The 11,958-nt window shown below is 74.5% G+C and carries 10 protein-coding genes; 6 read left to right on the top strand and 4 right to left on the bottom strand.

Features of this window, described 5'->3' with window-relative positions; translation table 11 throughout:
- Nucleotides 1-480: 480 nt before the first annotated feature.
- The 4 genes from AC069X_RS29945 to AC069X_RS29930 all read right to left on the bottom strand — a co-directional run bounded on the left by AC069X_RS29945 (nt 481) and on the right by AC069X_RS29930 (nt 3,990).
- On the bottom strand, nt 481-1,080 hold the full coding sequence (locus AC069X_RS29945; protein ID WP_478733366.1) for a DJ-1/PfpI family protein: 600 nt from the start codon (nt 1,078-1,080) through the stop codon (nt 481-483).
- Nucleotides 1,080-1,601: a GNAT family N-acetyltransferase gene (locus AC069X_RS29940; protein WP_478733364.1), complete on the bottom strand. Its 522-nt coding sequence runs from the start codon at nt 1,599-1,601 to the stop codon at nt 1,080-1,082. The genes AC069X_RS29945 and AC069X_RS29940 overlap by 1 nt, the downstream gene beginning before the upstream one ends.
- Nucleotides 1,602-2,296: 695 nt before the next feature.
- Nucleotides 2,297-2,539 (bottom strand): ferredoxin, encoded by a 243-nt coding sequence (locus AC069X_RS29935; protein ID WP_478733362.1) that lies wholly within the window; start codon nt 2,537-2,539, stop codon nt 2,297-2,299.
- Complete coding sequence (locus AC069X_RS29930; RefSeq protein ID WP_478733360.1) at nt 2,539-3,990, bottom strand: aldehyde dehydrogenase; 1,452 nt, start codon at nt 3,988-3,990, stop codon at nt 2,539-2,541. Before AC069X_RS29930 ends, AC069X_RS29935 begins: the two co-directional genes overlap by 1 nt.
- A 213-nt stretch (nt 3,991-4,203) precedes the next feature.
- On the opposite strand from AC069X_RS29930, the gene AC069X_RS29925 reads away from it, so the two are divergent.
- The 6 genes from AC069X_RS29925 to AC069X_RS29900 all read left to right on the top strand — a co-directional run bounded on the left by AC069X_RS29925 (nt 4,204) and on the right by AC069X_RS29900 (nt 11,720).
- Entirely contained in the window at nt 4,204-5,313 is a 1,110-nt protein-coding gene (locus AC069X_RS29925) for an MBL fold metallo-hydrolase (protein ID WP_478733358.1), read from the top strand.
- Nucleotides 5,314-5,724: 411 nt separating this feature from the next.
- Nucleotides 5,725-6,966: a prenyltransferase/squalene oxidase repeat-containing protein gene (locus AC069X_RS29920; protein WP_478733356.1), complete on the top strand. Its 1,242-nt coding sequence runs from the start codon at nt 5,725-5,727 to the stop codon at nt 6,964-6,966.
- Complete coding sequence (locus tag AC069X_RS29915; RefSeq protein WP_478733377.1) at nt 6,966-7,673, top strand: SCO2322 family protein; 708 nt, start codon at nt 6,966-6,968, stop codon at nt 7,671-7,673. The genes AC069X_RS29920 and AC069X_RS29915 overlap by 1 nt, the downstream gene beginning before the upstream one ends.
- Nucleotides 7,670-8,878, top strand: coding sequence for an energy-coupling factor transporter transmembrane component T family protein (locus tag AC069X_RS29910; protein ID WP_478733375.1), 1,209 nt, complete (start codon nt 7,670-7,672; stop codon nt 8,876-8,878). Before AC069X_RS29915 ends, AC069X_RS29910 begins: the two co-directional genes overlap by 4 nt.
- Nucleotides 8,875-10,848: an ABC transporter ATP-binding protein gene (locus tag AC069X_RS29905; protein WP_478733354.1), complete on the top strand. Its 1,974-nt coding sequence runs from the start codon at nt 8,875-8,877 to the stop codon at nt 10,846-10,848. The genes AC069X_RS29910 and AC069X_RS29905 overlap by 4 nt, the downstream gene beginning before the upstream one ends.
- Nucleotides 10,845-11,720 (top strand): ECF transporter S component, encoded by an 876-nt coding sequence (locus AC069X_RS29900; RefSeq protein ID WP_478733352.1) that lies wholly within the window; start codon nt 10,845-10,847, stop codon nt 11,718-11,720. Before AC069X_RS29905 ends, AC069X_RS29900 begins: the two co-directional genes overlap by 4 nt.
- Nucleotides 11,721-11,958 lie beyond the last annotated feature (238 nt).

Below are 11,958 nucleotides of genomic sequence, written 5' to 3'. Positions count from 1 at the left end.
CGTGATCGCCTTCGGCGACCCTTGACAGGCCGTCCCGCCCCGGAAAGCCGAAAGACTGCCGGGAAACCCCCAAAAGAACGGTCACGGGGCAAGAGGGGGAGGGGCGGGTCTCTCAGGGATCAGGCGAGGGGCCGGGGGCCGGTCGGCCGGGCATCCGGGCTCCCAGATGCCTGCTGCCAGGGCCGGGGGCGCGGCTACCTGCGGGAAAGGTCGATCAGAGCGACCTGCGGAGCACCCAGGCGCAGCAGATCGCTACGCGCTCCTCCCGGCCAAGCGTCCGGCGGCCGTCCGGGGCTGATACCTGCAGCAGAGGACGACCAGAGCAGCGCAGGAAGCGGTCAGGCGCGACAGATCGCTACGCGCTCCTCTGATCTCGGCGTCTGGCGGCCGCCTTGGGCTGGTACCCGCACCACATGGCGACCAGAGCGGACCGGGTTGCGGGTGGGCGCGTCAGATCGATACGCACCCCTGCTGTGACCCTCAGAGCACGGCGGGGTCGCCGGAGCGGACGGCGTGGAGGGAACGCTCGACGGTCTCGCGCTTCTCACCCACCGGGCCGGCGTAGTCGATGACGGCGCGCGCGGCCTCCTCGCCGAGGGTGCGGGTGATCACCCAGGTGGCGAGGTACTGGGAGGCCAGGCAGCCGCCTGCGGTGGCGATGTTCCCCTCTGCGTGGAAGGAGGCGTCCAGGACGGTGACGCCGCAGGCCTCGACGAAGGGACGGCTCGTCATGTCGGTGCAGGCGGGCATGTCGCCCAGGAGGCCGAGCTTCGCGAGGACGAGGGCGCCCGAGCACTGCGAACCGATCAGCTGGCGCGAAGGGTCGAGCGGCAGCATGGAGAGCAGCCTGTCATCGGCCACCACGTCACGTGTCTTCACACCGCTGCCGATCAGGACGACATCGGCCTCGGTCACGAAGTCCATGGGTCGCTGGCCGCTCACCTGCACGCCGTTCATCGACGTGACCACGGGCGTGGGCGTCGTGATGAAGGCCTCCAGACCCGACTTGTTGATCAGCGCCGACGCGATGAAACTGTCGAGTTCGTTGAAACCGTCGAAGGTCACCACGGCTACCTGCATCACGACTCTCCTTGTCCGTGCGCGTACTGCCGCCAGATGACGTCCGTGTCGTCCTGCGACACCAGGGCGAACCCCAGACGTTCGGGGACGGCCGCGCTGGCGGTATTGGCCGGGTCGTGCGCGATCTCCACGTACTCCACGCCCGGCAGGGCGAAGGCCTCACCGACCACGGCCGCCGCCGCCCGGGTGGCCATGCCCCGGCCGGTGGCACGCGGGTGCAGCCAGTACCCCAGGGCGCGCCCCCGGGGCTCGTCGGCGAGGTAGAGCGACAGACTCCCCACGGGCTCGCCTTGCACGGTGATCGCGTAGTTGTACGCCTCACCGCTGCGCCAGTTCAGCTCGCAGCCGGACAGGAAGTCCCGGGTGTGCTGCGGGGTGTGGGCCCGCGCCCAAGGCATCCACGGACTCAAGTGGTCGAGCGACTCCTCGCTCAGGCGGAGCAGGGCGTCGAAGTCGCGCTCCTCCCGCCAACGCCGCAGGGTGAACCCGTCACACTCGATGATCTCTCTCGGCCGCTCCATGGCCGTATCGTTTCGCCACAGACGTGATCATGGCAATGGGATTGACCCCGGACAACCGACAGACCCCGAGATGCGGGAAGTACGTCGCGATCGGCCGCGCCTGACCGCTTCCCGTGCTGTCCTGACCGTCCTCTGGTGCGGGCATCAGCCCCGGACGGTCGCCGGACGCCGATCAATGAGGAGCGCGTAGCGATTTGGTGCGCCTGACCGCTTCCCCCGCCGCTCTGATCAACCTTTGGTGCAGGTATCAGCCCCGGACGGTCCCCGGACGCCCATCAATGAGGAGCGCGTAGCGATCTGTCGCGTCTGGGTGGTCCGCAGGATGCTCCTGTCGTCCTTCCGTGCAGGTAGAGCTCCTGCGGCCCCGGGTCTCGACTGTTGAGGGCCCGGATGCCCGGCAGGGCGACGCCCAGTCCCTCGCCTGGTCCCTGAGAGACCCGCCCCTCCTGCTTTTGCCCCGTGACCGTTCTTCTGGGGGTTTCCCGGCAGTCTTTCGGCTTTCCGGGGCGGGACGGCCTGTCAAGGGTCGCCGAAGGCGATCACGAAGTGACGCGACGAAGGAGCGCCCTTGACAGGCCGGCACGACACGGAACGACGATGGGACTGACGGGAAACCCCCAGCACCTCCCCGACCCCGCCCAAGGGGCTACCGCCCCCCGGACCCCCGGCCCGTCCCACCCACGCCGCCCACCCCCTCACTCCTCCGGCGGGAACACCGCCTCGCCCGTGGCCGACAGGGTGATGAGGATGGCCTCCACCGGGCAGCCCTCGGCGGCTGCGAGGGTGGGTTCGTTGGCGTCCGTCTCCGGGGAGCGGGGGTGCGACTGGCGGGCCGAGTCGAGGGCGAAGGCGTCAGGGGCCTGGTTCACGCACATGCCCGAGCCGATGCAGACCCCCCGGTCGACCTCGACCTGCCAGCGGTCACCGCGATCCCCCATCACGCACCCGCCGGGAGGTGGATCATCTTGTGCTCCAGGTACTCGCTCAGCCCCTCCGGCCCGAACTCCCGCCCCACGCCACTGTTCTTGTAGCCGCCGAACGGCCCCAGCATGTCCAGGCTGAAGGTGTTCACGTTGAAGGTCCCGGTGCGGACCCGGCGCGCGAAGTCGACGCCGTGCTCCACGTCCGCAGTCCAGACGCTGCCGCTCAGGCCGAACTCCGAGTCGTTGGCGACCCGTACGGCCTCGGCCTCGTCCCCGTACGGGATCAGGCACACGACCGGGCCGAAGATCTCCTCGCGGGCGATCCGCATCGAGTTGTCGACGTCCCCGAACAGGGTGGGTTCCACGTACCAGCCCCGCTCCAGTCCCGCCGGGCGGCCGCCGCCCGCCAGGACCTTGGCGCCCTCCTCCTGCCCGATCCGGATGTAGTCGAGCGACCTCTGCTGCTGCCGCTTCGCGACGAGCGGTCCGAGCTGTGTCGCCGGGTCCAGCGGGTCACCGACCACGAGGGCCCCGGCCGCCGCCGCGAGGGCTTCGGCGATCTCCGCGTACCGGCTGCGCGGGGCGAGGATGCGGGTCTGGGCCACGCACGCCTGGCCGTTGTTCATCCAGGCGGCGGGGACGATCCCGGCGACGGTGCTCGCCAGGTCCGCGTCCGGCAGGATCACGGCGGCGGACTTGCCGCCGAGTTCGAGGGTGACCCGGGTCAGGTTGCGGGCGGCGACCTCCATGACCCGCTTGCCGGCGGCGACGGAGCCGGTGAAGGCGACCTTGTCGACGCCGGGGTGCCCGACCAGGTACTCGCTGACCTCGCGGTCGGCGGGCAGGATGGACAGTACGCCTTCCGGCAGCCCGGCCTCCCGTGCGATGTCGGCCAGGATGAAGGAGTCCAGCGGGGCTTCGGGGGACGGCTTGAGGACGACCGAGGAGCCGGTGAGCAGCGCGGGCGCGAGCTTCGCGGCGGCCACGAACTGCGGGACGTTCCACGGGATGACGGCGGCGACGACCCCGACGGGTTCGCGGCGTACGAGGATCGGGCCCAGCGCGCCCTGGCGGCGCTCCTCGTAGGGGTAGGCGGCGGCGACCTTGATGGCGGAGTCGTAGACCATCATCGCGCCGAGCGCCTGGGCGAGGACGCTCCAGGAGTACGGGGAGCCGTTCTGGGAGCTGATGGAGCGGGCGATCTCCTCGTGGCGGACGGCGATGGCGTCCTTGATCCGGGAGACGACGGCGATCCGTTCCTCCAGGGACAGGCGGGGCCAGGGGCCCTCGTCGAAGGCCTTGCGGGCGACGGCGACGGCGCGGTCCACATCGGCCTCGGAGGCGTGCGGGACGCTGCCGATGACCTGTTCGGTGTGGGGGGAGACGATCCGGATGGTGCCGGTGCCCAGCGGATCGGTCCATTCCCCGCCGATGAACAGTTGGCCGTGTTCCACGAGCTCGGTCATGTCCGATGCCTCCAGGGCTGCGCACGATCTCACCGATGTCGCAGAACTGATACCAGTTCTAGTTCGAGGAGTCCACGGTCAGGACGCCATCGAAGCCGACCGCTCGACCAGAGTCCACGAAGATCTCACGACTAGTCAGGAACCCCGATAGATGGTCGACTTGGGCTACCACTGGAACACGTTCTCATCAGCCCGAGCCAGCCGGGAGCCTCCATGCCGGACCCCAGCCCGACCCCCGCCCCGACCGCAACCCCCACCCCGACCCCTACGCCCGCCCCGACCCCCGCCCCCCAGGTCACCGACCACGGCGGGGGCGTCCACGCCATCCAGGTCCCCATCCCGGACAACCCCCTCGGCCACACCCTCGTCCACGTCCTCGACACCGACCGCGGCCCCGTCCTGATCGACACCGGCTGGGACGACCCCGCCTCCTGGGACACCCTCACCGCCGGACTCGGCGCGCTCGGCATCGCCGTCGCCGACGTGCACGGGGTCGTCCTCACCCACCACCACCCCGACCACCACGGCCTGTCCGGGCAGGTACGGGAGGCGTCGGGCGCGTGGATCGCCATGCACGCCGCCGACACCGAGGTCGTCGTACGGACCCGCTCCGCCGAGCCGGGCCACTGGTTCGACTACATGAGCGAGAAGCTGGCCGCCGCCGGGGCACCCGAGGAGCACGTCGCCCCCCTCCGCGCCGCCCGGGCGAGCGGCCGCGTCCGCACCCTGCCGGGACTCGGTGCCGCCGTCCCCGACAGGGAGATCGCGCCCGGCGAACTGCTCCCCCTCGCCGGACGGCGGCTGCGGGCGGTCTGGACCCCGGGCCACACCCCCGGGCACGTCTGCCTCCACCTGGAGGAGCGCCACCCGGCCGGCCTCCCCGGCAACGGCCGGCTCTTCTCCGGCGACCACCTGCTCCCCGGGATCTCCCCGCACATCGGCCTCTACGAGGCCCCCGAGGACACCCGGGTCACCGACCCCCTCGGGGACTACCTCGACTCCCTCGAACGCGTCGGCCGCCTCGCGCCCGCCGAGGTGCTCCCGGCCCACCAGCACGCCTTCACCGACGCGCCCGCCCGCGTACGGGAGCTGCTGGAGCACCACGAGCAGCGGCTGACCGGGCTGTGGGAGCTGCTGGGCGAACCGCTGACTCCCTGGGGACTCGCGGAGCGGATGGAGTGGAACCGGCCCTGGGCGCAGATCCCGTACGGCTCCCGGAACATCGCCGTCTCGGAGGCGGAGGCACACCTGCGGCGGCTGGTGAAGCAGGGCCGGGCGGAGGCGGTCCCGGGCACGGACCCGGTGGCGTACCGGGCACTGTAGACCCGGCGCCCGGGGGCCCGGGGGCCCGGCCCGGGGGCCCGGGGACCGGGGACCGGCCCCGGGGGCCCGGCCCGGGAACGGAGTCCTCCCGGCCCGGGTGCTCCCGTGCCGGGGCCGGGTGCTCCCGTACGGCCCCCCGTGCCACCGGGCCGGGGAGCTACGGGCCGGTACAGTAAGCCCGTCGTCCACACTTCCGTATGGGGGGAAGCCGGTGCGAATCCGGCGCTGACCCGCAACCGTGACCCGGCCCGCAGCACGCGGGACGGCGAGCCGGACTGCCCCGTACCGGAGGTGCGCGGCTCGTGCCGCCGGGTCCTCCGGCGGCCGGCACCGTCGAGGTAACCGGAGCCGGAGCCCGGTGCCTGCGCGTGCCTGTCTCCCGCCCCCCGTACGAGAGGCACCCGCCCCGCCATGAACGTCCGCCGCAGCGCCGCCGCGCTCGCCGCATCCGCCGTGCTCTGCGTGGGCGCCGCCCCCGCCGCCCTCGCCGACACGCCGTCGCCCTCCGCGCCGCCGGTCGTCCCGTCGGGCCTGTTCGGCAAGGCCGACCCGACGTACGACGGGGTGTGGCGCCAGTCCCTCGCGCTGCTCGCCCAGAAGACGGCGGGCCTGAAGCCCGCCCCGCAGGCCGTCGACTGGCTCACCGGCCAGCAGTGCGCGGGCGGCGGCTTCGCCTCCTTCCGGGCGGACGCGGGCGCGGCCTGCGACGACAAGACGATGTACGACACCAACGCGACGGCCATCGCCGTGCAGGCCCTCAAGGCCCTCGGCGGCAAGGACGCGGCGGTCAAGAAGGCCACGGACTGGCTGAAGTCCGTACAGAACGAGGACGGCGGCTGGGCCTACGTCCCGGGCTCGCCCAGCGAGGGCAACTCGACCTCCATCGTGATCAGCGCACTGGCCGCGGCGGGCGAGAAGCCGGCCGAGGTGAAGTCGAAGGCGGGGAAGTCCGCGTACGACGGCCTGCTCTCCTTCCAGCTGGGCTGCTCGGCCGAGCCGGCCTCCGACCGGGGCGCCTTCGGGTACCAGCCGGCCGACGGCAAGCTCGCAGCGAACGCCGACGCCACAGCCGCCGCCGCCCTGGCGGGCCTGGGCAAGGGCATCCTGGTCGACCCGGCCGCCACCGACACCCCGGCCGCCGCGCTGGCCTGCCCGGCAGGCTCCGCCGACCCGGCGGGCGCGGCCCAGGGCGCGGCCGGCTACCTGGCCGAGGCGCTGAAGAAGGACGGCCACCTGACGGCCGTCACCCCGGGCGCCGACCAGCCCACCGCCGACACCGGCAACACCGCCGACGCGGTGATCGCCCTGGCCGCGGCCGGGCACCGGCAGGCGGCGGCGGGCGCCCTGGAGTGGCTCCAGAAGAACTCCGCCCCGTGGGCCAACCGCAACCCGGCCGCGCTGGCCACCCTGGTCCTGACCGCCCACGCGACGGGCACCGACCCGAAGGCCTTCGGCGGCGTCGACCTGGTGGCGGCGCTGAACGCCACGGGCCCGGCCCCGGTCGCGCCCGACGCCGAACCGCAGAAGGTGGAGGGCGAGGAGAAGCCGGGCTCCGGCAACCAGAACGTCTGGTGGATCGTCGGCGCGGGCGCCGCGGCCGGCATGGGCATCGGCATCCTGCTGAGCGGCCGCCGGAAGAAGAACGACCTGTGATCCGCCGCCGTCCGCGCGCGCTCGCCGGTGCTCTCCCCGGCGTCCTGGCCGCCCTGGGCCTGCTCCTGACCCTGTTCGCGGCGTCCCCGGCCGTGGCGGCGAGCTACCGCTACTGGTCGTTCTGGGACGGCGCGGGCGGCCGCTGGGCGTACGCCACCCAGGGCCCCTCCACGGCCCGCCCCGCGGACGGCAGCACGCTCGGGTTCCGCTTCGCGGTGAGCAAGGACGCCGGCGACGAGGCTGCCCAGCCTCGTGCGGCCGCCGACTTCGAGGCCGTCTGCGGGGGCACCGCCCCGGTGGACGGCAGGAAGCGGGTGGCCCTGGTCATCGACTTCGGGACGCCCGAGGACGCCCCCGCCGGCGAGACCCCGCCGCAGGGCACGGCCCGTACGGCCTGCGCGCAGGTGGCCCCGCAGGCGACGGCCGCCGAGGCGCTGGCCGAGGTGGCGAAGCCGCTGCGCTACAACGGCGCGGCGCTGCTGTGCGGTATCTCCGGCTACCCGCGGACGGGCTGCGGGGAACCCCTCCCGGACGCGGAGCCGAAGCAGTCGGCCCCCGCCGCCCCGGCGACGGCGACGGCCTCCTCAGGCGCGGCCTCCTCGGACGGGGGTTCCTCCGGCCCCTCGGCGGGCCTGTTCCTCGGCATCGCGGCGGTCCTCGCCCTGGGTTCCGCCGCCGTGTGGCAGTCCCGCCGCCGCAGGCGATGACGGCGCGCACCACCCACGGCGCGGCACCCGTCGGCGCATCCCCGGCCCGGGCCGGTGCGGCCGGGCGGTCCGGCCCCCCGCACGGGCCGTCGTACGAGAAGGAAGGGCGCTGGCGGGCGCCCGCGGCCCGGCGGGGGAACGCCCTGCACGCGGGGGCCTGGTGGCTGTGGGCCCTCGGGCTCGCCACCGCCGCTTCCCGGACCACCAACCCGCTGCTCCTCGGCCTGATCGCCGGCGTCGCCGGGTACGTGGTGGCGGCACGCCGGACGGAGGCCCCGTGGGCGCGTTCCTACGGTGCCTTCGTCAAGCTCGGGCTGTTCGTCATCGGGCTGCGGCTGGTCTTCTCCATGCTGCTGGGCTCCCCCATCCCCGGCACGCACACCCTCTTCACCCTGCCGGAGGTCCCGCTGCCGGCGTGGGCGCAGGGCATCCGGTTCGGTGGCCGGGTCAGCGCGGAACAGCTGGTCTTCGCCTTCTACGACGGGGCGAAGCTGGCCACGCTGCTGATCTGCGTCGGCGCCGCGAACGCGCTGGCCAACCCGGCGCGGCTGCTGAAGTCGCTGCCCGCCGCGCTGTACGAGGCGGGGGTGGCGGTGGTCGTCGCGATGACGTTCGCGCCGAACATGGTCGCCGACGTGGCCCGGCTGCGGACCGCCCGCCGGCTGCGCGGGCGCCCCACGGGCGGGGTGAAGGCCGTCCTCCAGATCGGGCTGCCGGTACTGGAGGGGGCGCTGGAGCGCTCGGTGGCCGTCGCCGCGTCGATGGACGCGCGCGGGTACGGGCGCACCGCGCAGGTGCCGCCGGCCGTGCGGCACACCACCAACGCGCTCACCCTCGGCGGGCTGCTCGGCATGTGCGCCGGTACGTACGGGCTGCTCGCGGCGGAGGGCGCCGCGTACGGGCTGCCCGTGCTCGGCATCGGCTTGGTGCTGGCCCTGGCGGGTCTGCGGCTGGGCGGGCGGCGCAGCATCCGCACCCGGTACCGGCCGGACCGGTGGGGGGTGCGGGCGTGGCTGGTCGCCGGTTCGGGGGCGGCGGTGGCGGCCCTGCTCGTGTACGCGGGTTCGGTGGACCCGGAGGGGCTGCGGCCGGGCGTGGTCCCGCTGGTCGCGCCCGCGCTGCCGCTGTGGCCCGCGGCGGCGGTCCTGATCGGCCTGCTTCCGGCCTTCGTGGCCCCCGTCCCTTCCGAGGAGTCCTCCCGTTGATCCGTTTCGAGCAGGTGTCGGTGACGTACGACGGCGCCGCGCGGCCCTCCCTCCGGGACGCGGACTTCACCCTCCCGGAAGGGGAGCTGACCCTCCTCGTCGGCCCGTCGGGGGTCGGCAAGTCGACCCTGCTGGGGGCGGTGTCGGGGCTGGTCCCGCACTTCACGGGCGGCACGCTGAGCGGGCGGGTGACGGTGGCCGGCCGCGACACCCGCACGCACATGCCGCGCGAACTGGCGGACGTGGTGGGCACGGTCGGGCAGGACCCCCTGGCCCACTTCGTGACGGACGTGGTCGAGGACGAGCTGGCGTACGGCATGGAGTCGCTGGGCCTGCCGCCCGCGGTGATGCGGCGCCGGGTGGAGGAGACCCTCGACCTGCTGGGCCTGAACGAGCTCCGCGACCGGCCGATCGCGACCCTGTCGGGCGGCCAGCAGCAGCGGGTGGCGATCGGCTCGGTCCTGACGACGCACCCGAAGGTCCTGGTCCTGGACGAGCCGACCTCCGCCCTGGACCCGGCGGCGGCGGAGGAGGTCCTGGCGGTGCTGCAACGCCTGGTCCACGACCTGGGCACGACCGTCCTGATGGCGGAGCACCGCCTGGAACGGGTCGTCCAGTACGCCGACCGCGTGCTCCTGCTGCCGTCCCCGGGCGCGGCCCCGGTCCTCGGCATCCCGTCCGACATCATGGCCGTCTCCCCGGTCCACCCCCCGGTGGTCTCCCTGGGCCGCCTGGCGGGCTGGTCCCCGCTCCCCCTCTCGGTCCGCGACGCCCGTCGGCTGTCCGCCCCTCTCCGCGACCGCCTGTCCCCCCTGTCCCCGCCGCCGGCCCCGGCGGGGCCGGCGGACGGGGCTGCCGCTGCGCGGGGCGACTCCCCTGCCCGCCCTTCGCCCGCACCCCGGGCTGTGCCCGGACCCCTTCTGGGGGCTCCGCCCCCAGACCCCCGCGCCTCGAACGCCGGCGGGGCCGGATTCCGCGCAGCGACATTGCGGCCCGCGCGGCGCTTGAGCGCACCGGGCGCGGAGCGCACGGTATCGGGGTCCGGGGCCGAGCCCCGGGGAACGGGCGAAGGGCGGGCAGGGGACCAGCCCCGCGCAGCGGCCCCCGCACCCGCAGGCCGCGTCCTCGACCGGCTGGCCCGCCTGGCCGGCAGGTCCCGCCGCGGCCCGGGCGACGCCACGCCCGGCACCCCCGCCCCCGCCGCCGGAGCCCCCGTAGCCGCCGCCGTCGGTCTCGGCGTCCGCCGCGCCCGCGCCGAGGTCCTCCACGACGTCACCCTCCACGTCGCCCCCGGCGAGACCGTCGCCCTCATGGGACGCAACGGCGCGGGCAAGTCCACCCTCCTCGCCGCCCTCACCGGCACCCTCGCCCCCTCCACCGGCCAGGTGAGCGTCGGCGGCCGCGCCCCGCACCGCACTCCGCCGCCGGAGATGGTCCGCCGGGTCGGTCTGGTCCCGCAGGAGCCGCGCGACCTCCTCTACGCCGACACCGTCGCGGCCGAGTGCGCCGCCGCGGACGCCGACGCCGGGGCGCCCGCCGGGACCTGCCGTGCGCTGGTCAGCGCCCTGCTGCCCGACGTACCGGACGGCACGCACCCCCGGGACCTGTCCGAGGGCCAGCGTCTGACCCTCGCCCTCGCCCTGGTCCTGACCGCCCGTCCCGCCCTGCTGCTCCTCGACGAGCCGACCCGCGGTCTGGACTACGCCGCCAAGGCCCGCCTGGTGGAGACGCTGCGCGGCCTCGCCGCCGACGGCCACGCCATCGTCCTCGCGACACACGACGTGGAGCTGGCCGCCGAGCTGGCGCACCGGGTGGTGATCCTGGCGGGCGGGGAGATCGTCGCGGACGGGCCGACGGCCGAGGTCGTGGTGTCCTCCCCCGCCTTCGCGCCCCAGGTGGCGAAGATCCTGGCCCCCGGCCACTGGCTCACGGTGTCCCAGGTGGCCGCCGCCCTGGAGGCGACCCCGTGACCACCCGCGCCACCCGCGCCACCCGCCCCGTGCGACCCGTACGACCCGTACGCATCGGCCCGCGCGCCGCCGCGGCCCTGGTCCTGGTCACCCTCATCGGCATCGCAGCCTTCGGCTGGCCCCTGCTCGCCGACCGCCAGTCCGGGCTGGCCCACTCCCAGGACGCCCCGTGGCTCTTCGCCGCGCTGCTCCCCCTCCTCGTCGCCGTGGTCGTCGCGACCATCGCCGACAACGGCATGGACTCCAAGGCCGTCGCGATGCTCGGGGTGCTCGCCGCCGTGGGGGCGGCGCTGCGGCCGCTGGGCGCGGGCACGGCCGGCCTGGAGCCCATGTTCTTCCTGATGGTGCTGAGCGGCCGCGTCCTCGGTCCCGGCTTCGGCTTCGTCCTCGGCTCCGTCACGATGTTCGCGTCCGCCCTGCTCACGGGCGGGGTCGGGCCGTGGATGCCGTTCCAGATGCTGGCGCTGGGCTGGTTCTCGCTGGGCGCGGGGCTGCTGCCGGGGCCGCAGCTGATCCGGGGGCGGGCCGAGCTGGCGATGCTCGCGGCGTACGGGTTCCTGGGCTCCTTCGCGTACGGCACGGTCATGAACCTCCAGGGCTGGGTGATCCTGCAGGGCATGGGCCAGGGCATCTCCTTCCACCCCGGCGACCCGGTGCCGCAGAACCTCGCGCGCTTCGTCGCGTACTGCCTGGCGACCTCGGTGGGCTGGGACCTGGGGCGGGCCGCGCTGACGGTCGTACTGACGCTCGCGCTCGGCGGCACGCTGCTGAAGGCGCTGCGCCGGGCGACTCGGAAAGCCGCGTTCGATGCCCCGGTTTCCTTCGATTCGGGGGTCGGGAGTGACGGGGGACACCCACCTCAGAGGGTGTGAGTGGTTACGGGGGGTGACTTCGGGGGTGTGGGGCGGTGAGGCGGCCCACAGGACCCAGGTCACATCCGGTCCGGGTTAGTAGACCCGCCGGCCTGTTGCCGCACGGGCTGGGGGCCGGGTCCAAGGTCCCGGTGTGCGGGGGTGGTTCGTAGGCGGGGGGCGTTGCCAGGGCGGCGCCGGGCTGGCTAACTGGTGTTGTCGCCGAGGCGGCCGGGGCGCACCGCCCCCCGCCGGACGA

The sequence above is a fragment of the Streptomyces sp. NPDC043896 genome (assembly GCF_056435605.1).
The sequence above is the reverse complement of the archived record's forward strand: the minus strand, read 5'-3'. Positions and strand labels throughout refer to the sequence as shown.